Origin of the sequence: Klebsiella sp. LTGPAF-6F (assembly GCF_001753185.1) — a bacterium.
Lineage (GTDB): Bacteria > Pseudomonadota > Gammaproteobacteria > Enterobacterales > Enterobacteriaceae > Klebsiella > Klebsiella michiganensis.
This window is the reverse complement of sequence record NZ_CP017450.1, coordinates 1,075,015-1,099,007: the sequence shown is the minus strand read 5'-3', so window position 1 is coordinate 1,099,007 and position 23,993 is coordinate 1,075,015. Positions and strand designations below refer to the sequence as shown.

Here is a 23,993-nt window from a genome sequence, read left to right as displayed (position 1 = left end):
CTTATTTCTGTACAACGATATTTTCTTGTGATGGATCGACGTGCTGCATCTGCAGCTTCTCGGTCGCGATCCGCTCAACCCGACTGTGATCGCCGAGAGCATTTTCTTCGAGGATCAGGTTGCGCCATTCAATATCCAGCGCGTCGCGTTCCAGCACCAGCTGTTCGCGCTGCGCGGTTAAGAGGCGAGTATGGTGCGCCGTTGTCACCACCGTAATCGCCGTAATAATGATGCAAATGAACAGGCAGAGTGGCAGCTTCCCAAACCGCAGGAGGTCGTCTCCGATCACGCCAGGCAAAGCATGGCGCTCGTTGCTTCCTATCGACCCTTTCACCTTGCTTAGAGCTTCTGTCACTCTGCCGATCATGCGTTCGTCCTCTCTGCAATACGCAGAACTGAACTACGGGCACGAGGATTTTCAGCTACCTCTTTTTCGCCCGGCATCAACTTGCCTAATGCTCTTAGCTCACGGCCGCCCAGTTTTTTAAGCTGCTCTTCGGTCATCGGTAACCCTGCCGGAACCTGCGGACCGCGGCTTTGCTCGCGCATAAAGCGCTTCACAATACGGTCTTCCAGCGAGTGGAAACTGATGATTGAGAGCCGCCCGCCCGGGGCCAGCACGCTGAGCGAGCTTTTTAGCGCCTGCTCTATCTCCTCCAGTTCACTGTTCACCCAAATGCGCACCGCCTGGAAGGTACGGGTCGCGGGATGTTTGAATTTATCTTTCACCGGCGTCGCCGCCGCAACGACCTCCGCCAGCTCTTTGGTACGCGTCATCGGTTCGACGCGGTTGCGTTCGACGATGGCGCGGGCAATGCGTTTACCAAAGCGCTCTTCGCCGAAGGTTTTGATGACCCAGGCGATATCGGCTTCGTCGGCGGTTTGTAGCCATTCAGCGGCTGACTGGCCGCGCGTCGGATCCATGCGCATATCCAGCGGACCATCGCGCATAAATGAGAAGCCACGTTCAGCGTCATCCAGCTGCGGTGAGGAGACGCCAAGATCGAGCAGAATACCGTCGATCTTGCCGGTTAGATTGCGCTCGCCAACATAGTCGGCCAGCTGAGAAAAAGGACCATGAACGATGGAAAAGCGGGGATCATCGATAGTTTTCGCGACGGCGATAGCCTGCGGGTCGCGATCGATCGCCAGCAGGCGTCCCTCCGCTCCCAGCTGGGAGAGAATCAGGCGCGAGTGACCGCCGCGGCCAAAGGTACCATCAATGTAGATACCGTCAGGACGAATATTCAGGCCGTTAACGGCTTCATCCAGAAGTACCGTAGTGTGTTTATAATTTTCCATCATTTTACAAAGACAAATCCTGCAGGCGCTCCGACAGTTCCCCGGAAGCGGACTGCTCAGCGTCGATATCTTCCTTGACCCGTTGATACCAGGTCGTTTCGTCCCACAGCTCAAACTTATTGAACTGCCCGACCAGCATCACTTCTTTTGTCAGCCCGGCGTGTTGCCGCAGCACCGGGGCGATTAATAGCCTCCCGGCGCTATCCATCTGACATTCGCTGGCATGTCCCAGAAGCAAACGCTGTACGCGCCGCTCGGTGGGGTTCATGCTCGATAAACGCGATAATTTTTGCTCGATGATTTCCCATTCAGGCAAAGGGTAAAGCAGCAGGCACGGGTGATGGATGTCAATGGTGCACACCAATTGACCGGAAGCGTTCTCGATCAGCCCGTCGCGGTAGCGCGTCGGTACGGCCAGACGGCCTTTGCTGTCGAGATTGACTAACGTTGCCCCACGGAACATGCCAGCCTCACCCTTTTTCGCCACTTTACCCCACAAATTCCCACAAGAAGGAGTTTACGGAGCGGAGGAAAAGCTTGTCAAGCCAGCACGAATGCCAACAGAGCTCAAAAACCCATTATTTACAGCCGATATTCGCCCTGAGGAAAAATCAACCAACAAACGAGGCAAATTAACGTTATGAATATCGGTAAGAAAACAACCAACAAACTTGTAACGGTTAAAGCAGCAAAATATCTTCTAAGGGAAAATATAAAGTGTCAGTTTGCGACGCGAGCGGCATTTTAGGCCATTCTGATGACCGTTAACAGCACCAGTTTTCACAGGAGAGGCACTCTTACTGCGGGGTACAGCGCTTATCGCTACCATAATAGCGAGGAAATGAGTGTTAATTCAGCAACTCACCCGCTGAATGTAACAAAATAATACAAATAAATACGCTAATCCTTTTATGGGCTAATTAAACCGCGAAATAAATGGCGCGAAGAATAGAATTAAAAGAGATGTCAGGAAGATTAAGGATTTGTCTGAAAGATCCTTAACCCTGCAATTTTTACGTCATCTCAGCGGATTATCGCCAGACGCGTCTCCGTCTGGCGAATACTCTACGAATAATCCTGGTCACGCGCTTAGCGTCGATTCAGGCTGCCGCGACGATAAAGATTGCGCCGGATACGGCTTAACCCAGGTTTCGGCTTACGCGGTTCATCAAGGCTGGCGAGCACGATCTCCAGCACGCGCTCCGCCACGTCGCGGTGGCGCTGGGCCACGGCTAAAACGGGACACTGGAGGAAATCCAGCAGCTCATTATCGCCAAAAGTGGCAATAGCCAGCTCGGAAGGCAGCTTCCCTTCCCGGCGCAGCGTGACGTCCATCACGCCCTGCAGCAGCGGAAACGAAGTCGTAAACAGCGCCTGAGGCATTGGATGCGTTTCCAGCCACTTTTCAAAGAGCTGCGCCGCGGCTTCGCGCTCGTAGCTGTTTGCATAGAGGAAATGCACCTCTCGCGGATCGTCCTTCCATGCCGTACGGAATCCCTGCTCGCGCAGGAAGCTCACCGAAAGCTCCGGCAGCGCGCCAAGGTACAGCACCGTTTCAGCCGGAAACTTACGCAATTCCGCCCCGAGCATTTCAGCATCGTCCTGATCGGCACCCACCACGCTGGTGAAGTGCTCTCGATCGAGCGCGCGGTCAAGCGCGACAATCGGGAACGGATCGTTAGCCCAGCGCTGATAGAACGGATGTTCAGGCGGTAATGAGGTGGAAACGATTATCGCGTCGACCTGACGCTGCAGCAGATGCTCAATGCAGCGCATTTCGTTATCCGGCTGATCCTCGGAGCAGGCGATCAATAGCTGATAGCCGCGCTGGCGCGCCTGACGCTCCAGGTAATTAGCGATGCGCGTATAGCTGGTGTTTTCCAGGTCCGGGATAACCAGACCAATGGACCGCGTACGTCCTGCACGCAAGCCTGCAGCAACCGCATTCGGATGATAGTTGTGCTCACGAACCACCGCCATCACCTTTTCAACAGTTTTATCGCTAACGCGATACTGCTTCGCTTTCCCATTAATCACATAGCTAGCGGTCGTTCGCGAGACACCGGCCAGCCGGGCGATTTCATCCAGTTTCACAATTGCCCCTTGGGTAATAAGTACAGAACATAACCATTCTTCAGGTATGGATTCGTTTTTATAACATCTAAGCGCAGAAAAGTAAGCGCAGCAACCGCTTTAGTCCACAGTTCCCACCGATTTCGCAAAAAAATAGCCCGACAGGCTGTGTCGGGCTATTTTTACGTCGGTTTCAGCGGCTCAGCGCATGATTTTGTCGCCGCGCGACAATCCGACTACGCCCGAGCGGGCGACTTCAACAATTCGCGCCACGTCGCGCAGCGAAGCCAAAAACGCATCCAGCTTATCGCTGGTTCCCGCCAGCTGAACGGTATAGATAGACGGCGTGACGTCGATAATTTGCCCACGGAAGATTTCCGTATTGCGCTTGACCTCATCGCGTCCATAGCCGCTGGCCTGGACCTTTACCAGCATAATTTCACGCTCAACGTGCGCGCCTTGTCCAAGCTCGTTAACGCGCAGCACGTCGACCAGCTTGTGCAGCTGCTTTTCTATCTGCTCAATCGCTTTCTCATCGCCAACGGTTTGAATCGTCATTCTGGATAACGTCGGATCGTCCGTCGGCGCTACCGTCAGGCTTTCAATATTATAACCGCGCTGTGAAAAGAGGCCGATCACGCGGGATAGCGCGCCCGATTCGTTCTCCAGTAATACTGATAATATCCGGCGCATAATCAGGTCCTCTCCGTTTTGCTCAGCCACATCTCGTCCATACCGCCGCCGCGAATCTGCATGGGGTATACATGCTCACTGCCGTCAACCGTTACATCAACGAAAACCAGTCGATTATTACGCACCTGCTCCAGCGCCTCAGCGAGCTTCGCTTCCAGCTCCTGCGGGTCGCTGATACGAATCCCCACGTGGCCGTAGGCTTCCGCGACGCGAGCAAAATCAGGCAATGATTCCATATAGGATTGTGAATGACGGCCAGAGTAAAGCATATCCTGCCACTGCTTCACCATCCCGAGGTAGCGGTTATTGAGGTTCAGCACCAGCACCGGCAGCTCGTACTGCAGCGCGGTGGAGAGCTCCTGAATATTCATCTGGATGCTGCCATCGCCGGTCACGCAAATCACCGTTTCTTCCGGCAGCGCCATCTTCACGCCCAGCGCGGCGGGAAGGCCAAATCCCATCGTTCCCAGACCACCTGAGTTGATCCAACGCCGCGGTTTGTCGAAAGGATAATAAAGCGCCGCGAACATCTGATGCTGACCCACATCGGACGTCACGTACGCATCGCCGTGCGTCAGCCGCCAGATGGTCTCAATTACCGCCTGCGGTTTAATCTTGCCGCTTTGCGTGTCGTACTGCAGGCAATGACGCGCGCGCCACTGCTCAATCTGCTGCCACCAGTCGCGGATTTCATCCAGCGGCTGCTGCGTCTCTTCATGGTCGAGCAGTTCCAGCATCTGTTCCAGCACCAGGCGGGCGTCGCCAACGATAGGCACGTCGGCAGGAACGGTCTTGGATATCGAAGTGGGATCGATATCAATATGCAGCACCGTCGCGTTCGGACAGTACCTGGCCAGATTATTCGTTGTACGATCGTCGAAGCGCACGCCAACGGCGAAAATCACGTCGGAATGGTGCATGGTCATATTGGCTTCATAGGTCCCATGCATGCCCAGCATCCCTAACGCCTGCTGGTGTGAAGCAGGGAAGGCGCCCAGCCCCATCAGCGAAGACGCCACCGGCAGCTTCAGTTTCTCAACCAGCGCGAACAGCTGCGGTTCACATTGCGCATTAATCGCCCCGCCACCGACATAAACCACCGGTTTTTTGGCCGCCACCAGCGTCTGCAGCGCACGTTTAATCTGCCCTTTATGACCCGACGTCGTCGGATTATAAGAGCGCATGCTGACCGTATCTGGCCAGGCGTACGGCAGTTTTTTCGCCGGATTGAGAATATCTTTCGGTAGATCCACGACGACCGGGCCGGGACGCCCGCTGGCCGCCAGCCAGAACGCTTTTTTCAGCACGCCGGGAATATCTTCGGTTTGCTTAACCAGAAAGCTGTGTTTTACCACCGGTCGGGAGATCCCCACCATGTCGCACTCCTGGAAAGCATCGTAGCCAATTAAGGACGTCGCGACCTGGCCGGAAAGAATCACCAGCGGAATGGAATCCATATAAGCCGTCGCAATGCCGGTAATCGCGTTAGTCGCCCCCGGACCCGAGGTCACCAGGACTACCCCGACCTCGCCCGTTGCGCGCGCAAGGCCATCCGCCATATGCACGGCAGCTTGCTCATGGCGGACCAGTACGTGATCGATTCCGCCAAGGGTATGTAACGCATCATAGATATCGAGGACCGCGCCCCCGGGATAACCGAACACCTGCTTGACGCCCTGATCGACCAGCGACTGGACGACCATTTCGGCTCCTGACAACATCTCCATGGTTTGCCTCCCGGCTTATAGTTTTTAACGACAGCGGAATCCGATTTCCGCGCGCTCGCACAGGACGAAGCGCAAAAGCTTCGTCCTGAGGTGAATAGACTGCATGCCGTTACCATAACTGCTCGCTAACGGGCAGGCAATTGGCGACCGTCGGCACCTAAGAGGCATTAAAAGGATAAAAGAAAGGTTCGCAGCTAAAACACGGTGAAAAACTTCGGAGATAAGAAAATATGATAGTCAATGCTCGGGGAAAATAACCAACTACAGCAAATCATCCATTTTTTAACGGGCAGCGCCGGGGGCGGACAAGCGCAAACAGAATAAAATTCTATGTTTAGTGATTTTTGTCACACAAAGCAGGAGCCGAAGCCCCCGTTTGTATCGCGACCGTTTAGCGCTGGCAGATATTGACCAGCAATTCTTCCATCCACTGATGCCCTTTATCACGGCCCGCCGCTTCATGCCATGAAAGATAGCAGGTACGGCTATTCACTTTCAGCGGCAACGGTAATATTTGCAAATCCAGCTTATCGGCGAACTCGCTGGCTAACCAGCGCGGTGCGATAGCAACCATATTGGTCTGGGAAACCACATTTAATACGCTGACCATCGCGTTGCCTTGATAAGCAATACGCGATTGTTTATCCGCGGTGTCATACCACGGCTGGCTAAATGAAGCGTAGCGATCGAGAGCGACAACCGCGTGCTCCTCCTGATAAATATCATTTTCCATCATTGGGCCAGAAATACGCGGATGTTTCCGGCTCGCCACCAGCACCATTTCATCTTTAAATAAAGGCACGCAGGCAAACTCAGGGCGACGAAACTCTTCATAACCAATAACGAATTCAATTTCCTGATAACGTAATTGATGTTCCGTGTTTTGATTCAATGCCGATTTAAAGACCAAATGAATGTTGGGCGCAATCTCGCCAACTTTATTGAAAATAACCGAAGTCAATGCGTTATCCAGCGGGCTGCAAACGCATAAATTAAAGACCCGCTCGCTGCTGAGCGGCTCGAAGCCCGAGCCCGGCAACTCGTTCTGCACTAATTGTAATGCCTGTCGTACAGAACCAAATAGCTGATAAGCACGCGCCGTTGGCTGGATGCCGCGCCCATAACGAACAAACAGCTCATCATTAAACATCACCTTCAGTCTTGATACGGCATTGCTGACCGCCGGCTGCGACATCCCCAGGGAGTGTGCCGCACGGGTGATATTTTGTTCCTGCATTACCGCATCAAATACGGTTAACAGATTGAGGTCGACCATTCTCAGCTGAGGTTTTGCGTTTTCCACCTCTGAGTCCGGCTTATATTCAGTATTTTCTTTTAACATATTTAACTCCACTGTCACGCTAAATTCCCTTTGCCAAAGTGCAGTAATTAATTCTGAAAATATCATTTACCATGCATATGACATTTACAAAAGGGCAAAGATGAATTTTAGGAATATATTAAGGTTATGAGTGGCGACGAAAATTCTGCAGTTGAACGTACCCGCAACCCCCTAACCATATTGTTTACTTGATAAAACCAAGTGTACCCATAAATATCAAAAATAAACAATAACAGCAGCGGTTAACTATAATTTAAGCACTATTACAATATCGGTTTAAGCCGCCCTTAACATTCACATTTTATTATCATTGATAATACCCCTTTACAAACACGAACACATTCAGCAAACAAATAAATTCAGCTATTTCATTAAGATATGATTCTGGCCAGGCGCGCTATCCTTGCGGCTCTCAGCGAAAATCAAAATTATCAAATAGTGAAAATATCTCAACATGCGCTGATGTCCTAAAAAGGATCATCGGCAAAAAAGCGCGATCGTCAGCACAATTAGCTAATTCTTCTCGCGGGTAAAAAGACCTTTTGTTCACCCAAGGGTTGACATCAAACCCCATATCCAGTAACTCTAAATACATAACGATTTCATCTGGAGCATGACGCAATGATTCGCAGCATTCGCTTTCTCAGCCTACTACTACTAAACGCATCCATTTTGCGCGGTAGGCTGTTGGGCGACGTTCATCGTTAAGTCATCTTCCAGCAAGACTATAAAACCCGCGCCAATGCGCGGGTTTTTTTATGCTCGTAAGCAAGGCGCCAGGACACAGACCAAGGATCTAAACCATGAGCCAGCAAGTCATTATTTTCGATACGACCTTACGCGACGGTGAACAAGCGTTACAAGCCAGCCTGAGTGTGAAAGAGAAACTGCAGATTGCTATGGCCCTGGAGCGGATGGGCGTTGACGTCATGGAAGTGGGCTTCCCAGTCTCGTCTCCAGGCGACTTTGAATCCGTGCAAACCATCGCGCGCACGATCAAAAACAGCCGGGTTTGCGCCCTGGCCCGCTGCGTAGAAAAAGATATCGATGTTGCAGCAGAATCATTAAAAGTGGCGGAAGCGTTCCGTATTCACACTTTTATCGCCACCTCGCCGATGCATATCGCCACCAAGCTGCGCAGTAACCTGGATGAGGTTATTGAACGTGCCATCTATATGGTGAAGCGCGCACGCAACTACACTGACGATGTCGAGTTTTCCTGTGAAGACGCTGGCCGTACGCCGATTGCCGATCTGGCTCGCGTCGTTGAAGCCGCGATTAATGCAGGCGCAACAACCATCAATATTCCGGATACCGTCGGCTACACCATGCCGTTCGAATTCGCCAATATCATCACCGGTTTGTACGAACGCGTGCCTAACATCGACAAGGCCATTATCTCCGTCCATACCCATGACGACTTAGGCATCGCGGTCGGTAACGCGCTCGCAGCGGTCCACGCCGGCGCTCGCCAGGTTGAAGGCGCGATGAACGGTATCGGCGAACGCGCCGGCAACTGCTCGCTGGAAGAAGTGATCATGGCGATTAAAGTGCGCAAAGACATTATGAATGTGCACACCCGCATTAATCACCAGGAAATCTGGCGTACCAGCCAGACCGTCAGCCAGATTTGCAATATGCCGATCCCTGCCAACAAAGCTATCGTCGGAACCGGCGCCTTTGCCCACTCTTCCGGTATTCACCAGGACGGCGTGCTGAAGAATCGCGAAAACTACGAAATCATGACGCCGGAATCTATCGGTCTGAACCAGGTGCAGCTGAATCTGACCTCACGCTCCGGCCGCGCGGCGGTAAAACACCGTATGGAAGAGATGGGCTATAAAGACACCGACTACAACATGGACCATCTGTATGACGCGTTCCTCAAGCTGGCGGATAAAAAGGGCCAGGTGTTTGACTATGACCTGGAAGCATTAGCCTTCATTAATAAACAGCAGGAAGAACCGGAGCATTTCCGCCTGGATTACTTCAGCGTGCAGTCCGGCTCCAGCGATATCGCAACCGCCTCCGTGAAGCTGGCCTGCGGTGATGAAACAAAAGCTGAGGCCGCCAACGGTAACGGCCCGGTGGACGCCATTTATCAGGCTATTAACCGCATCACCGGCTATGAGATTGAGCTGGTCAAATATGACCTCAATGCCAAGGGTCAGGGTAAGGATGCGCTGGGCCAGGTGGACATCGTGGCGAACTACAACGGCCGCCGCTTCCACGGCGTGGGTCTGGCGACGGATATCGTGGAATCTTCCGCGAAAGCCATGGTTCACGTCCTGAACAATATCTGGCGCGCCGCTGAAGTCGAAAAAGAATTGCAACGCAAAGCTCAGAATAAAGAGAACAATAAGGAAACCGTGTAATGTCGAAGAATTACCATATTGCTGTTTTACCAGGTGATGGTATTGGCCCGGAAGTCATGAACCAGGCGATGAAAGTACTGGAAGCCGTTCGCCACCGTTTTGATATGCGCATTACCACCAGCCAGCACGACGTCGGCGGTGTCGCCATCGATCGTCAGGGCACTCCCCTGCCGCAGACTACCGTCGAAGGCTGCGAACAGGCCGACGCGATCCTGTTTGGCTCCGTTGGCGGACCGAAATGGGAGCACCTTCCGCCCGCGGAGCAGCCGGAGCGCGGCGCGCTGCTGCCCCTGCGTAAGCATTTCAAATTATTCAGCAACCTGCGCCCGGCTAAGCTGTACCAGGGCCTGGAAGAGTTTTGCCCGCTGCGCGCCGATATCGCCGCTAACGGCTTCGACATTTTATGCGTCCGCGAACTGACCGGCGGCATTTACTTCGGCCAGCCGAAAGGCCGTGAAGGCAGCGGCCAGCATGAGAAAGCGTTCGATACCGAGGTGTATCATCGCTTTGAGATTGAGCGTATCGCCCATATTGCGTTCGAGTCCGCCCGCAAGCGTCGCCACAAAGTGACCTCGATTGATAAAGCGAACGTGCTGCAGTCTTCTATTTTGTGGCGTGAAATCGTTAGTGAAGTCAGTAAGCAGTATCCTGACGTTGAGTTGTCGCATATGTATATCGACAACGCCACCATGCAGCTGATCAAAGATCCGTCCCAGTTTGACGTCCTGCTGTGCTCCAATCTTTTCGGCGACATCCTGTCTGACGAATGCGCCATGATTACCGGTTCAATGGGCATGCTGCCGTCCGCCAGCCTCAACGAGCAAAGCTTTGGTTTATATGAACCCGCAGGCGGCTCCGCGCCGGATATCGCCGGTAAAAACATCGCTAACCCCATCGCGCAGATCCTCTCCCTGGCGCTGCTGCTGCGCTATAGCCTGGATGCCGATAACGCGGCAACCGCGATTGAAAATGCGATCAACCGCGCATTAGAAGAAGGCGTACGCACCGGCGATTTAGCGCGCGGCGCGGCGGCGGTCAGTACCGATGAAATGGGCGATATCATTGCCCGCTATGTCGCTGAAGGGGTGTAATCATGGCGAAGACGTTATATGAAAAGTTGTTCGATGCTCACGTGGTTTATGAAGCGCAAAACGAAACCCCGCTGCTGTACATTGACCGTCATCTGGTTCATGAAGTGACCTCGCCGCAGGCGTTTGACGGTCTGCGCGCCCACAAACGCCCGGTACGTCAGCCGGGCAAAACCTTCGCCACGATGGATCACAACGTTTCGACGCAGACGAAAGACATTAACGCGTCCGGCGAAATGGCGCGCATCCAGATGCAGGAGTTAATTAAAAACTGCAAAGAGTTCGGCGTTGAGCTGTACGATCTGAACCACCCTTTCCAGGGCATCGTCCACGTGATGGGGCCGGAACAGGGCGTCACCCTGCCGGGTATGACCATCGTCTGCGGCGACTCACACACGGCAACCCATGGCGCATTCGGCGCGCTGGCCTTCGGTATCGGCACCTCTGAAGTCGAGCACGTCCTGGCTACGCAAACGCTGAAGCAGGGCCGCGCTAAAACCATGAAGATCGAAGTCAAAGGTAAAGCGGCTCCGGGCATCACCGCCAAAGATATCGTTCTGGCGATTATCGGTAAAACCGGCAGCGCCGGCGGCACCGGTCATGTTGTCGAATTTTGCGGCGAAGCCATCCGTGATTTAAGCATGGAAGGCCGTATGACCCTGTGCAATATGGCTATCGAAATGGGCGCGAAAGCGGGCCTGGTCGCGCCTGACCAGACCACCTTCGATTACGTGAAAGGCCGTCTGCACGCGCCGAAAGGCAAGGATTTTGACGAAGCCGTCGCCTGGTGGACAACCCTGACCACCGATGATGGCGCGACCTTTGACAGCGTTGTCACCCTGCAGGCGGAAGAGATTGCCCCGCAGGTCACCTGGGGCACCAACCCAGGTCAGGTCATCTCCGTCACCGACATCATTCCGGATCCGGCATCATTCACCGACCCGGTAGAGCGCGCGAGCGCGGAAAAAGCGCTGGCCTATATGGGCCTGAAATCTGGCGTACCGTTAACCGACGTGGCGATTGATAAAGTCTTTATCGGCTCCTGCACCAACTCGCGTATCGAAGACTTACGCGCGGCGGCCGAAATCGCTAAAGGCCGCAAAGTCGCGCCGGGCGTTCAGGCGCTGGTCGTGCCAGGCTCTGGTCCGGTAAAAGCGCAGGCCGAAGCCGAAGGCCTGGATAAAATCTTTATTGAAGCCGGCTTTGAGTGGCGTTTACCCGGCTGCTCCATGTGCCTGGCGATGAACAACGACCGCCTGAACCCGGGCGAGCGCTGCGCCTCCACCAGCAACCGTAACTTTGAAGGCCGTCAGGGCCGCGGCGGGCGTACTCACCTGGTCAGCCCGGCCATGGCAGCCGCGGCGGCCGTTACCGGTCATTTCGCCGATATCCGTAGCTTGAAATAAGGAAACCATCATGGCAGAGAAATTTACCCAACATACCGGCCTGGTGGTTCCGCTGGACGCCGCGAACGTCGATACCGATGCAATCATTCCAAAGCAGTTCCTGCAGAAAGTCACGCGTACCGGTTTTGGCGCCCATCTGTTTAACGACTGGCGCTTCCTGGACGACAAAGGCGAACAGCCTAACCCGGAATTCGTGCTGAACTTCCCGGAATATAAAGGCGCATCTATCCTGCTGGCGCGGGAAAACTTCGGCTGCGGCTCTTCGCGCGAGCACGCGCCGTGGGCGCTGACCGATTACGGTTTTAAAGTCGTCATCGCGCCGAGCTTCGCCGATATCTTCTACGGCAACAGCTTTAACAATCAGCTGCTGCCGGTCACCCTGAGCGAAGCGCAGGTCGATGAGCTGTTTAAGCTGGTCCACTCTCAGCCGGGCATTAAGTTTGAAGTCGATCTGGAAGCCGAAGTGGTTAAAGCAGGCGCTAAATCTTACAGCTTTAAAATTGACGCTTTCCGCCGCCACTGCATGCTGAACGGTCTGGACAGCATCGGCCTGACTTTGCAGCATGAAGAGGCGATCTCAGCCTATGAGAAAAAACAGCCGGCCTTTATGAATTAAGGCAGCCGCCATGTATATCTCAGCCCGGACCGCGATCCGGGCTTTTTTTTGCCGGTAAAAATGAGATCTGGCGCACATATATCAATATTCGTCGCTATAACGGGGCGACATTTTCGCCGCGATAAAAATAAATCATTATCAATTGGGCATCTATTCAATCATTCCCCTACTCTTTTTGTGTCATTCCACAAGTACAAGTAAAAAATCGATTGAAATATTTAAGGTAAAAACACTAATGTGTGAATAAATTGTTAATCCCATAGAATCACGCTATAGCTCCGCGCAAAAAAAAGCATTATTTTTCTATTAAACGCCTCGTTATCTTTCCCCACAGAGAAATATTAACTTTGGACAGGCCAGAATCGCCGTAAAAGGCCATCAGGCATCCAGTGGAGAGAGCATATGAGCCACTATCCCCATCTTTTTTCCCCGTTGACCATTAACGGAATGACAATAAAAAACCGCATCATCATGCCGCCAATGGGAACCAACCTGGCGAGCCTGAACGGGGAAGTCACGCAGGAGCAGATTGACTACTATGAGCTACGCGCGCGGGGCGGCACAGGACTCATCACTATCGAGAATATTTGCATCGATTTTCCTTTCGCCTCTAACGGCACTACGCAGCTGCGTATCGATAACGATCAATATATTCCGCGCCTGTTCAAATTAACCGAAACCTTACATAAACACGGCGCCTGCGTCAGTATTCAATTAAACCACGCCGGCGCGTCGGCCTATGCGTATCGCCTGAACGGCGAAATGCCGCTGTCTTCTTCCAGCACGCCGTCCAAAAAGAACGGAAATATTCCCCGCCCGATGACGCACGATGAGATATATCATGCCGTCGATAAATTTGGTGACGCGGCGGAGCGCGTTCGCCGCGCTGGATTCGACTGCGTGGAAATTCACGCCGGCCACTCTTATTTAATTAGCCAGTTTTTATCACCGCTGTTTAATAAGCGCACCGATGAATTTGGCGGCAGCGTAGAGAATCGCGCCAGAATATTAACCTTAATCGTCGATAAGGTTCGGGCCTGCGTAGGTCCGCGTTTTCCGGTCAGCCTGCGTATTAGCGCCGATGACTTTCTGAAAGGTGGAAATACGCTCGAAGACTCCTTGCGGATCCTCGAACTGTGCCAGGAAAAAGTGGATATTATCAACGTCTCCGCCGCGCAAAACGACAACCTCAATTTCCAGATTGACCAGATGTCTCTGGAAGATGGCTGGAAGCGCTACCTCTCTCGCGCGGTACGCGACAAATTCCACAAGCCCACGGTGATAGCCGGCAACATCCGTACCCCGAAAGTCGCCGAAGATATTATCGCCAGCGGCGATGCCGACCTGATTGCCATTGGCCGCGGCCTGATCGCCGAGCCGGAGTGGGTGCAAAAAGTTCAAAGCGGCAACGAACGTTTGATGCGGAAATGCATCTCCTGCAACATTGGCTGCGCGGATCACCGCATCGCCCGCTCCCGCCCTCTTCGCTGCTCGATCAACCCGGATATCATCCACGGCGACGCGTATAAGCAGCAGCGCGTGATCCGCGATACCAACGTCGTGGTCATCGGCGCGGGTACGGCGGGAATGGAAGCGGCCTGCACCGCGGCTGAAGTCGGCTGTCATACCTGGCTGCTGGAAGAGAAGCACAGCATCGGCGGACTGGCCAGCGAGATCTCCCTGCTGCCGGAGAAAAAGCGTATCGCTGATTTTCCGCAGTTTATGAAAAACCGTATCGCCTCGCTCGATAACCTGATGCTGCAGGTCGGCAGACGCGCCACCGTGGCGTCCGTTTCCGCTCTTCGCCCGGATTTAATCGTCAACGCCACCGGTTCAGTGCCCCTGCTGCCGCCCATTGAAGGACTGCGCGAGAACATCGATGTCGAAGGCGGGAACGTCTTCTCCATTACCAACATGATTCATCATCTGGACCAGTTTGCCGATGCTACAGGTAAACGCATCGCCGTCGTCGGCGCAGGCGCCGTGGGTCTGGACGTTATCGAGTACTTCTCCGCGCGCGGTGCCAGCGCCGTGCTTATCGAGATGCAGGACGCGCCGGGTCGCGATCTGGACATCATTACCAAAAACGCCATGTTGACCATGCTGGATGAACATCACGTGGAACAGCACATGCGCACGCAGCTGGTTGCCGTCACCCCGACGCATTTCACCGTTAAAAATGCGGATGGCACCTTTGACATTCCTTTCGATTACGGCTTCGTCTGCCTGGGAATGCGCGCCAACACCGCCGGTCTCACTGAGATTGAACAATGGGCCAGAGCCAATAACGTAAAAATAATGAACATCGGCGACAGCCTGATGGCCCGGCGAATCATTGATGGCGTGCGCGAAGGGCGCAACGTGCTGGACACCCTCGAAGATATGGGGGCTCTCGGCAACCGCGAATCGACAAAAATTCCATTTCTAACATATTGAGGATTTTATCATGGCAGAACGTATTACCGGACATACCGAGCTGATTGGCCTGATTGCGACCCCGATTCGTCACAGCATGTCGCCAACCATGCATAACGAAGCCTTTGCCCATCTGGGGCTGGACTACGTTTACCTGGCCTTCGAAGTGGGTAATGAAACGCTGAAAGATGTCGTTCAGGGCTTTCGCGCGTTAAAACTGCGCGGCTGTAACGTCTCCATGCCGAACAAAACGGAGATTTGCCAGTATCTGGACAAGCTCTCGCCGGCGGCAGAACTGGTTGGCGCGGTGAATACCGTGGTGAACGACAATGGCGTACTGACTGGCCACATTACCGATGGCACCGGCTATATGCGCGCGCTCAAAGAAGAGGGCATTGATATCCTCGGCAAAAAAATGACCGTTCTGGGCGCAGGCGGCGCGGCAACCGCGCTCTGCGTTCAGGCCGCGCTCGATGGCGTCAAAGCGATCTCCATCTTTAACCGCAAAGATAAGTTCTTCGCCAATGCCGAACAGACCGTCGCCAAAATCCGTAATAACACCAACTGCGAGATCCACCTGTTCGATCTGGACGATCATGACAAACTGCGCGTGGAAATCGACAGCAGCGTCATTCTGACTAACGCCACCGGCGTGGGCATGAAACCGTTTGAAGGCCAGATGCTGCTGCCTGACGACAGCTTCCTGCGCCCGGATCTGATCGTGTCTGACGTGGTCTATAACCCGCGCAAAACTTATCTGCTGGAAGTGGCCGAGAAAAAAGGCTGCCGCACCATCAACGGTCTGGGGATGATGCTCTGGCAAGGCGCGCGCGCTTTTGAAATCTGGACGGGCAAAGAAATGCCGGTTGAACACATCAAAAGTATCCTGTTCTAAGGATGGGCGCGATGAAAAATCCATATGTCCCAACGGCGGCTGGGCTCTATCTTAACTACCTGATCCACGGCATGGGGGTTTTGTTAATCACCCTCAATATGGCGAATCTGCAGGAACAGTGGGGAACCGACGCAGCCGGCGTCTCCATCGTCATTTCGTCGCTCGGGATCGGTAAGCTCGCCACGATCGTCACAGGATTCCTGTCCGACCGTTTTGGCCGTAAACCTTTTATCTATCTCGGCATCGCCAGCTATCTGGTGTTTTTCCTCGGTATTTTACTGACGAAAAACATTTATATGGCCTACTTCTTCGGCATTATGGCCGGTCTGGCAAACAGCTTCCTCGATTCCGGAACCTATCCGGCGTTGATGGAGTCTTTCCCTAACTCCGCCAGCCGCGCGAACGTGCTGATCAAAGCCTTTGTCTCTGCCGGGCAGTTCCTGCTGCCGTTCATTATCGGTGCGCTGATTTGGGCGAATATGTGGTACGGATGGTCGTTTATCATCGCCGCCGTATTGATGATTATTAGCGCTATCTACCTGATAAAAATGCCTTTCCCGGACCATCGGGCGAAAAAGGAAACCGCAGAAAAATCGTCGGCCGCCGCCGTTGCCCCGCAGGCGAACGCCGGCAAGCTGGATATGGCCATCTTTACCCTGTACGGCTATATCGGTATGGCGACTTTTTATCTGGTCAGCCAGTGGTTAGCGCAGTACGGCGAGTTCGTTGCCGGCATCCCGCACGAGTCGGCCATTAAACTCCTGAGCGTCTATACAGCCGGTTCCCTGACGTGCGTGTTCGTCACCGCGGCCTTTGTCAAAGAGGTATTTAGCTCGGCCGTCGCCATGATCGTTTACACTTTCCTGTCGATGATGTCACTGCTGATCGTTTGCCTGTTCCCTACGCCAATGATAGTGACCGGCTTCGCCTTTATCATCGGCTTTGCCGCCGCCGGCGGCGTGCTGCAGATAGGCGCGACCATTATGGCCATGAGCTTCCCGAACGGAAAAGGCAAAGCCACCGGGATCTTTTATACCGCAGGAAGTCTGGCCAGCTTTACGATCCCGCTGATCACGGCAAAACTGTCGAAGATAGGTATTGCCAGCATTATGTGGTTCGATCTTCTGATCGCGATCGTCGGCTTTGTGATCGCCCTGTACATCGGTTATCGTCAGCTTCAGGTTCGCGCCGCTGCAAAAACATCCCGGGTTGCAGCAACCGCCTGATGGTCAATGACAAAAAGAATAATGGATACCAACATGACTCAAGCAGTAACAGTAAAAAACATCACCTTCCAGGAAGGGGAAACCTTAATCTGCGTACCGCTGATCGGCAAAACACTTGCCGAGCTGCAGACTAACGCGCGCGCGCTTGCTACCGCCGGAGCCGATATTATCGAGTGGCGCGTCGATCACTTCACCCAGGTCAGAGAAACGGAGCAGGTACTGCTGGCGCTGGGCGAGATTCGCCAGCTGCTGAAAGAGATCCCGCTGCTGTTCACCTTCCGCAGTAAAAAAGAGGGTGGCGAAACGGAAATCAGCGACGAAGCCTATTTTGAGCTGAATCGCCAGGCGGCCGTTAGCGGTCTGACCGACGTGATTGATATCGAGCTGTTCAACGACGAAGCGCAAATTCGCTCGCTGGTGAGCGATGCCCACGCTGCGGGCGTCAAAGTTATCATGAGCAATCACGATTTCCATAAAACGCCGGCTCAGGAAGATATCATCTACCGCCTGCGCCGCATGCAGGATCTTGGCGCTGACCTGCCGAAGATCGCAGTTATGCCGCAGTCGCCGCAGGATGTCCTGACCCTGCTCTCGGCAACCCTGACGATGAAAGAGAAGTACGCGACTCGGCCGTTAATCACCATGTCGATGGGTAAATCCGGCGGCGTGAGCCGGGTAACCGGCCGTTTGTTCGGTTCAGCAATGACCTTCGGTACCGTCGGCCAGGCTTCTGCACCAGGGCAAATCGCCATTACCCAACTGCGTGAACTGATGGATATTCTTTCCTGATAAAACTTCGCCCGGGGGTCACCCTCCGGGCGATGTTGCTAGCGGATTTTTTGGCTGTCATTAATAATGACATCTTTAAATGACTGAATCGCCGGAGAAAGTACCCGCTCTTTCATCGTTGCCAGATAGATATAACGCGGAGGAATCGCATTTTTAATCGTCAGGATATGCACGTTGTAATACGAGAGCGCGGAAATTCGCGGCATAATCGCAATACCGTAATCAATACTGACCAGCCCCGCCATCGCCGTATCCTCATCAACGTAGCAGGCAATATCCGGCACCAGCTTTTGCTGCATAAACACGTTATCAATAAAGGGGCGTAACCCGCTATTTTCTGAAAAATAGATATAGGGATAGTGGATAGTCTCCACCAGGTCGACTTCATTTTTATAGAGCCTGGCCAGAGGGTGATCTTTTGCCGTCACCACGACCAGCTCCTGCTGAATAATAGGAATAAAGTCGATATCAGGTTCATCCGCAATATAGGAACAAATCGCCAGGTCGCTTTTCCCGGCCTTCAGTTCCTGCAGAAGCGTTAACGACGTTCCCTGAGTAAAAGAAAATGTCACATTGTGACGAGATGGTGAAAGGGAATATTTATTAATTAACTGCGGAACAACATATTCGCCCATGGTGTAAATGAACGCAATGCGAATATTCTCCTTGTTCTCGTCGCTATTTTTTTGCAACGTCATGCGGCCATTCTCTAATGAGGCCAGGGCATCTTCGACGTAGGGCAGAAAGCGCTTACCATTCTGCGTAATTTTGACATTACGCCCTTTCCTGGCAAATAGCGCCACGCCAAGCTCTTTCTCCAGTTCAGATATGGCGTGGCTTAGCGAGGGTTGAGTGATAAAAAGACTGGAGGCGGCTTCAGTGTAGTGCTCGGTTTCTGCCAGCCGCTTAAAATAATAAAGTTGCTTTAGGTTCATTATTTTTGCTCGTATAATATAAGAATTAAACTCATGCCCCTAATATACCATACAGGCTATCGATGATGAGCCGAAAAGGAGAAATATCGGGGTCATATCAAATATTGTTATGCCATGTCACAGAAGCCGTAACAAAGCGTGACTTATCATCGATAGCGTCAACGTCAAATAGAATATTTTTGCCTGCATAAATTCATGCAAAAATATTTTAAACTTTAAAGGAAATCACTATGAGGACGATCGATGCTCAGGAACGGCCGATTTTGCCGTCGGCCACGCAAAAGCGAACTAAAACGCGAATTGTAATTTTAATGTTACTATCGATAGGGACGATGATAAATTATCTCGATCGGACTATTTTAGGTGTTGTTGCGCCCAAGTTAACGAGCGAAATAGATATTGACCCGGCCATGATGGGGATCGTTTTTTCCGCTTTCGCCTGGACCTACGCGCTGGCGCAAATTCCCGGCGGGATGTTTCTCGATCGCTTCGGCAATAAGCTGACCTACGCGCTTTCTATTTTTTTCTGGTCAACCTTTACCTTACTGCAAAGCTTTTCTGTCGGCCTAAAATCGCTGCTGCTGCTGCGTTTAGGCTTAGGCATCAGCGAAGCCCCCTGTTTCCCGGTTAATAGCCGTGTCGTCAGTAAATGGTTTCCGCAGCATGAACGCGCCCGGGCAACGGCGACTTACACCGTCGGTGAATATATTGGCCTGGCCGCATTCTCTCCGCTCCTTTTTTTAATTCTGGAGCATCATGGCTGGAGAACGCTATTTTTTCTGACCGGTGGGTTGGGTATTGCGTTTACTTTTGTATGGTGGAAGTTTTATCACGAGCCACATGAATCAAAAACGGCAAATAAAGAAGAGCTGGAGTATATCGGCGTAGAAAATACGGCATCCGTCAATGAAAATATCCCTTTCAACTGGCATGATGCGAAACGTCTGCTGTGCTGCCGGCAAATCATCGGCGCCAGCCTTGGTCAATTTTCCGGTAACACCACGCTGGTTTTCTTCCTGACATGGTTCCCGACTTATCTGGCTAACGAACGCCACCTCCCCTGGCTTCACGTGGGTTTCTTCGCCTCCTGGCCGTTCCTGGCCGCGGCTATCGGTATCTTTTTCGGCGGTTGGGTATCCGATAAAATAATAAAGAAAACCAACTCAGTAAATATTAGCAGAAAGCTGCCAATTATTTCCGGACTGCTACTGTCGAGCTGCATCATCATTGCTAACTGGGTCGATAGCAACACCGCTGTCATTATTATTATGTCGATTGCATTTTTTGGCCAGGGTATGGTTGGCCTCGGCTGGACGCTTATTTCTGACATTGCCCCTAAGAATATGGGCGGATTGACCGGCGGCATTTTCAACTTCTGTGCTAATATGGCATCAATTATTACCCCATTAATTATTGGGGTTATCATATCCATGACCGGTAATTTTTTCTACGCGCTGATTTATATCGGTTTAACCGCGCTGGTTGGCGTCATCGCGTATGTTTTTATTATCGGCGATATTAAAAGGATCGTGTTGAAATAACCTGTCCAGCCCCTGTCCCGGCATCCTGCCGGGACAGGGGTGGCGATTCAGATATCTTTCACCCTGCTGGTCATAAACAGCGTCACCAGCGAAATTGCGGCAATCGTCCAGTAGACGCTGGCGTGACCATAGCTTTGCGACAGCGCGCCCTGAATCACCCCCGCCAGAATCACCCCGGTGGAAATACTGTTGGTAAACAGCGTCGTCGCGGCGCCCGCCCGTCCGGGCATCAGATCCTGAAACCACAGCATGCCAATCCCGGCAACAATCCCGATAAATACGGCATTAAACAGCTGTAGCACCAGCAGCGCCACGCGGTCGTGGAACAGAATCAGACCGATATAAAACAGCACGCCCGCCGCAACCGCTGTCACCATCATCTTGCGTTTTCCCCAGCGCTTAACGTAGTAGCCCGCCAGGATCATCGCCGGGATCTCCAGCCCGGCAGCGGTGCCCATCAAAATCCCCGCGAGGCTGTCCGGCAGGCCAAGATCGCTGCTGATCCACAGAGGCATATCAATGATATACATGGTATTGCAGGTCCACATCAGCGTGGAGGCGATAAACAGCATCCGCACGTTTTTATCGTGCCATCCTCCGGCCTGCACCAGCACGTCAGCGCCTTCCGAAGGTTGCTCAACGCGGGCGACCGAGGGCAGTTTGACGGCGATCAGCGCCAGGCTTATAACAAAGATCCCGGCGGCAATCGAAAACATGGTGGTGAAGCCATAATTCAGCGCCAGCATAAAAGCCAGCGGTGGACCAATAACCCACGCCAGCGAAAGCTGCGCACGCATTATCGAACTGAACATCACCACTTCGCGCGCCGAGCTATCGGCATATTCCCGCGCCAGGGCAAAAAGCTGCGGCATCGCGGCATTCGCCACCGAGGCCAGCATAACCCCGCAGGTAATCAGCGTCAGATAGTGGCGATTAAAAGCGAACAGCAGCGCGTTTCCCACCGCCATCAGGCAGCAAAACATAATCAGCCGCCGGCGATCGCCCCGGCTGTCGGAGCGTTTAGCCAGCGCCAGGCTGACCAGAATGCCGGCAATGGCGTTAACCGTATAGAACAGTCCTACCCAGAACGGCTGCGCGCCCACTTCGCGGCTGAGGAATAAGCTGAGCGTCGGCGCCTGCAGCGCGCCGGCGATCCCCATCATGAAAGCGACAAGCATAAAAGCGGCGTAAACGCCGTTTAGACGACGCCCCATCGTCATTAACCACAGCATGAAATATCCTTAAGCACGCGAAGAAAACGAAAAAAGCCAGCAGAAGTATTCTGCTGGCGGGTGATTCTATACTCTATGGATTTCGAGTTGCGGGCAGGCGGCCAGAACGTAAGTCCCTGGAAACATAGATAACTATGTGGCCTGGGCGAGCGGGCGCAGCCAACGCACCTGCAGCTTGAAAGACGACGAGTATAACACCAATACTCAGTCACACATGATGTCTGCAAGTCAATGATCCGAGGTCTGCGACGTAACTCCCCACTGCATCAGCTCGCCGAGCATTTTCTGCTGTCTTCCTGCCATCAGGCGGGCCAGCCAGGACGCATCCTGCGTCGCAGAAAAGTAGCGTTGGTAGAACTGTTTCATGGTTGACCCCATCATATTCACCTCCTCGCTTCATCGACGTTGATTATTGACTTAATATAGGAAGTAATAAATTGCTGAGTTTTTATCAGGAGTTCCCCTTTTATGTCTTCCGGTCGTTTACAACAGCAGTTCATCCGCCTGTGGCAGTGCTGCGATGGCAAGTCGCAGGAGACCACGCTGAATGCGCTGGCAGAGATGCTAAGCTGCTCGCGCCGCCATATGCGTACCCTGCTCAACATGATGGAAGCGCGCGGCTGGCTGACCTGGGAGGCGGAGGCCGGGCGCGGCAAGCGCTCCCGCCTCTCTTTTCTCTATACCGGTCTCGCCCTGCAGCAGCAGAGGGCGGAAGATCTGCTGGATCAGGACAGAATCGATCAGCTGGTGCAGCTGGTTGGCGATAAAGCCGCCGTCCGGCAAATGCTGGTTTCCCATTTAGGCCGCAGCTTTCGTCAGGGCCGGCATATCCTGCGCGTGCTCTACTATCGGCCGATGAAAAATCTGCTGCCCGGCAGCGCGCTGCGCCGCTCGGAAACGCATATTGCCCGGCAGATTTTTAGCGCCCTGACGCGGGTAAATGAGGAAAATGGGGAACTGGAGGCCGATATTGCTCACCATTGGCAGCAGATCGCCCCCACCCACTGGCGCTTTTTTCTGCGTCCGGGGATTCATTTTCATCATGGACGAGAACTGGAGATGGAAGATGTCATTACCTCTCTGCAGCGCAGCAACGCCCTGCCGCTGTTCTCTCATATCGAGCGCATCGACTCTCCCACCGCATGGACCCTCGACATTCATCTCCGCCAGCCCGACCGCTGGCTGCCGTGGTTGTTAAGCCAGGTCCCGGCCATGATCCTCCCGCATGAGTGGCGAACGATGGAGAATTTCTCCAGTATCCCCGTGGGGACCGGGCCCTACTCGGTTGTGCGTAATAACCAGAATCAGCTCAAAATTCACGCCTTCGATGACTATTTCGGCTACCGGGCGCTGATCGATGAAGTGAACGTCTGGGTCCTGCCGGAAATCAGCGAAGAACCCAACGGCGGGTTGACGTTACAGGGCACCACGCAAAGCGAAAAAGCGGTGGAAAGCCGCCTGGAAGAGGGGTGTTATTACCTGCTGTTCGACGCCCGCAGCCCGCTGGGCGGTAACAGCGCGGTACGCCAGTGGCTAAGCTATGTGTTCCAGCCCGCTAACCTGCTCTATCACGCGGGCGAGCACTATCAGGGCAACTGGTTCCCGGCGTATGGCCTGCTGCCCCGCTGGCATCATGCGCGCAGCCACGCCTGCGAGAAGCCTGCCGGCCTTGAGACGGTCAGGCTGACCTACTACCAGGATCACGTCGAGCATCGCGTGATGGGCGGGATCATGGCAACGCTGCTGGCCGAGCATCAGGTTAAGCTGGAGATCCAGGAGCTGGAGTATCAGGAGTGGCACCGCGGGGAGGTGGTCAGCGACGTTTGGCTCAACAGCGCCAACTTTACGCTGCCGATCGATTTCTCCCTGTTTGCCTGGCTGTATGAAGTTCCGCTGATTCGCAACTGTATCCCCATCGACTGGGAACAGGACGCCGTTCGCTGGCGCGCGGGCGAGCTGAACCCGGCCACCTGGAGTCAGCAGCTGTTGGCCAATCAAACCGTGGTGCCGCTGATCCACCACTGGCTGATGATCCAGGGGCAGCGCAGCATGCGCGGCGTACGCATGAACACGCTCGGCTGGTTTGACTTTAAGTCCGCGTGGTTCGCGCCGCCGGAGCCGTAATGCTTTCCGTTGGCAAACAAAATCATTACACTAACTGCCGTTCTCAACGGGGTGCTAATAAACATACGCAATCTCATTCAAGTTGCCTCAACGCGCGGTTAGCGCAGAAGCAACCCGAAGATAAAGCGTATGGGCTGAGAAAATACCCGTCGAACCTGATCCGGATAACGCCGGCGAAGGGATTTGAGGCCCTCTCAAAATCCTTTGCCCCCCC

21 protein-coding genes and 1 riboswitch are annotated in these 23,993 nt (G+C 53.5%); of the genes, 11 read left to right on the top strand and 10 right to left on the bottom strand.

The genetic code is table 11. The features are described 5' to 3' along the window. Position 1: 1 nt before the first annotated feature. The 7 genes from ftsL to leuO all read right to left on the bottom strand — a co-directional run bounded on the left by ftsL (position 2) and on the right by leuO (position 7,155). Positions 2-367: a cell division protein FtsL gene (gene ftsL, locus BJF97_RS05165; RefSeq protein WP_002888550.1), complete on the bottom strand. Its 366-nt coding sequence runs from the start codon at positions 365-367 to the stop codon at positions 2-4. Continuing rightward, complete coding sequence (gene rsmH, locus BJF97_RS05160; protein ID WP_004098579.1) at positions 364-1,305, bottom strand: 16S rRNA (cytosine(1402)-N(4))-methyltransferase RsmH; 942 nt, start codon at positions 1,303-1,305, stop codon at positions 364-366. Before rsmH ends, ftsL begins: the two co-directional genes overlap by 4 nt. Position 1,306: 1 nt before the next feature. Then, complete coding sequence (gene mraZ, locus BJF97_RS05155) at positions 1,307-1,765, bottom strand: division/cell wall cluster transcriptional repressor MraZ (protein ID WP_009654608.1); 459 nt, start codon at positions 1,763-1,765, stop codon at positions 1,307-1,309. A 626-nt stretch (positions 1,766-2,391) separates the two neighbouring features. Then, positions 2,392-3,396 (bottom strand): catabolite repressor/activator, encoded by a 1,005-nt coding sequence (gene cra / locus BJF97_RS05150; RefSeq protein WP_004098577.1) that lies wholly within the window; start codon positions 3,394-3,396, stop codon positions 2,392-2,394. A 180-nt stretch (positions 3,397-3,576) separates the two neighbouring features. Then, positions 3,577-4,068: an acetolactate synthase small subunit gene (gene ilvN, locus BJF97_RS05145; RefSeq protein WP_004098573.1), complete on the bottom strand. Its 492-nt coding sequence runs from the start codon at positions 4,066-4,068 to the stop codon at positions 3,577-3,579. A 2-nt stretch (positions 4,069-4,070) separates the two neighbouring features. Then, on the bottom strand, positions 4,071-5,795 hold the full coding sequence (gene ilvI / locus BJF97_RS05140) for an acetolactate synthase 3 large subunit (protein WP_025106489.1): 1,725 nt from the start codon (positions 5,793-5,795) through the stop codon (positions 4,071-4,073). A gap of 391 nt (positions 5,796-6,186) precedes the next feature. Next, a complete protein-coding gene (gene leuO, locus BJF97_RS05135; protein WP_086073947.1) occupies positions 6,187-7,155 on the bottom strand; it encodes a transcriptional regulator LeuO in 969 nt (322 codons plus the stop codon). 603 nt (positions 7,156-7,758) lie between these two features. Here leuO and leuL point away from each other — a divergent pair. The 9 genes from leuL to aroD all read left to right on the top strand — a co-directional run bounded on the left by leuL (position 7,759) and on the right by aroD (position 17,947). Beyond that, entirely contained in the window at positions 7,759-7,845 is an 87-nt protein-coding gene (gene leuL / locus BJF97_RS35625; protein WP_009654551.1) for a leu operon leader peptide, read from the top strand. A 95-nt stretch (positions 7,846-7,940) separates the two neighbouring features. Continuing rightward, the gene (leuA, locus tag BJF97_RS05130) at positions 7,941-9,512 is read left to right on the top strand and encodes a 2-isopropylmalate synthase (RefSeq protein ID WP_004098567.1); all 1,572 of its coding nucleotides are present in this window, start codon (positions 7,941-7,943) and stop codon (positions 9,510-9,512) included. Continuing rightward, entirely contained in the window at positions 9,512-10,603 is a 1,092-nt protein-coding gene (gene leuB / locus BJF97_RS05125; protein ID WP_032694424.1) for a 3-isopropylmalate dehydrogenase, read from the top strand. Before leuA ends, leuB begins: the two co-directional genes overlap by 1 nt. Positions 10,604-10,605: 2 nt before the next feature. Then, positions 10,606-12,006 carry a 3-isopropylmalate dehydratase large subunit gene (gene leuC / locus BJF97_RS05120; RefSeq protein ID WP_014227914.1) on the top strand — a complete coding sequence of 467 codons (1,401 nt, stop codon included), beginning with the start codon at positions 10,606-10,608 and terminating at the stop codon, positions 12,004-12,006. 10 nt (positions 12,007-12,016) lie between these two features. Beyond that, a complete protein-coding gene (gene leuD / locus BJF97_RS05115) occupies positions 12,017-12,622 on the top strand; it encodes a 3-isopropylmalate dehydratase small subunit (protein WP_032694425.1) in 606 nt (201 codons plus the stop codon). 402 nt (positions 12,623-13,024) lie between these two features. Then, positions 13,025-15,058 (top strand): oxidoreductase, encoded by a 2,034-nt coding sequence (locus BJF97_RS05110; protein WP_025106486.1) that lies wholly within the window; start codon positions 13,025-13,027, stop codon positions 15,056-15,058. Positions 15,059-15,068: 10 nt separating this feature from the next. Further along, complete coding sequence (locus BJF97_RS05105) at positions 15,069-15,932, top strand: shikimate dehydrogenase (RefSeq protein WP_032694426.1); 864 nt, start codon at positions 15,069-15,071, stop codon at positions 15,930-15,932. 11 nt (positions 15,933-15,943) lie between these two features. Further along, positions 15,944-17,158 (top strand): MFS transporter, encoded by a 1,215-nt coding sequence (locus BJF97_RS05100; RefSeq protein ID WP_032694427.1) that lies wholly within the window; start codon positions 15,944-15,946, stop codon positions 17,156-17,158. 33 nt (positions 17,159-17,191) lie between these two features. Next, on the top strand, positions 17,192-17,947 hold the full coding sequence (gene aroD, locus BJF97_RS05095; RefSeq protein ID WP_014837399.1) for a type I 3-dehydroquinate dehydratase: 756 nt from the start codon (positions 17,192-17,194) through the stop codon (positions 17,945-17,947). Positions 17,948-17,985: 38 nt separating this feature from the next. Here the strand turns inward: aroD and BJF97_RS05090 are convergent, their stop codons facing one another. After that, positions 17,986-18,882 (bottom strand): LysR family transcriptional regulator, encoded by an 897-nt coding sequence (locus BJF97_RS05090; RefSeq protein ID WP_032694428.1) that lies wholly within the window; start codon positions 18,880-18,882, stop codon positions 17,986-17,988. 230 nt (positions 18,883-19,112) lie between these two features. Here BJF97_RS05090 and BJF97_RS05085 point away from each other — a divergent pair, with 230 nt between their 5' ends. Next, entirely contained in the window at positions 19,113-20,423 is a 1,311-nt protein-coding gene (locus BJF97_RS05085) for an MFS transporter (RefSeq protein ID WP_032694429.1), read from the top strand. A 47-nt stretch (positions 20,424-20,470) separates the two neighbouring features. Here BJF97_RS05085 and BJF97_RS05080 read toward each other — a convergent pair whose 3' ends face one another. Both BJF97_RS05080 and sgrT read right to left on the bottom strand, forming a co-directional pair. Next, positions 20,471-21,655, bottom strand: a complete 1,185-nt coding sequence (locus BJF97_RS05080; protein ID WP_009654594.1) for a sugar efflux transporter — start codon at positions 21,653-21,655, stop codon at positions 20,471-20,473. A 228-nt stretch (positions 21,656-21,883) separates the two neighbouring features. Continuing rightward, positions 21,884-22,036, bottom strand: coding sequence for a glucose uptake inhibitor SgrT (gene sgrT / locus BJF97_RS32205; RefSeq protein ID WP_004098552.1), 153 nt, complete (start codon positions 22,034-22,036; stop codon positions 21,884-21,886). Between the two features lie 87 nt (positions 22,037-22,123). Here sgrT and sgrR point away from each other — a divergent pair, with 87 nt between their 5' ends. Next, positions 22,124-23,779 (top strand): HTH-type transcriptional regulator SgrR, encoded by a 1,656-nt coding sequence (sgrR, locus tag BJF97_RS05075; RefSeq protein WP_032694430.1) that lies wholly within the window; start codon positions 22,124-22,126, stop codon positions 23,777-23,779. A 37-nt stretch (positions 23,780-23,816) separates the two neighbouring features. Continuing rightward, a riboswitch (TPP riboswitch) is annotated at positions 23,817-23,979 on the top strand. Positions 23,980-23,993 lie beyond the last annotated feature (14 nt).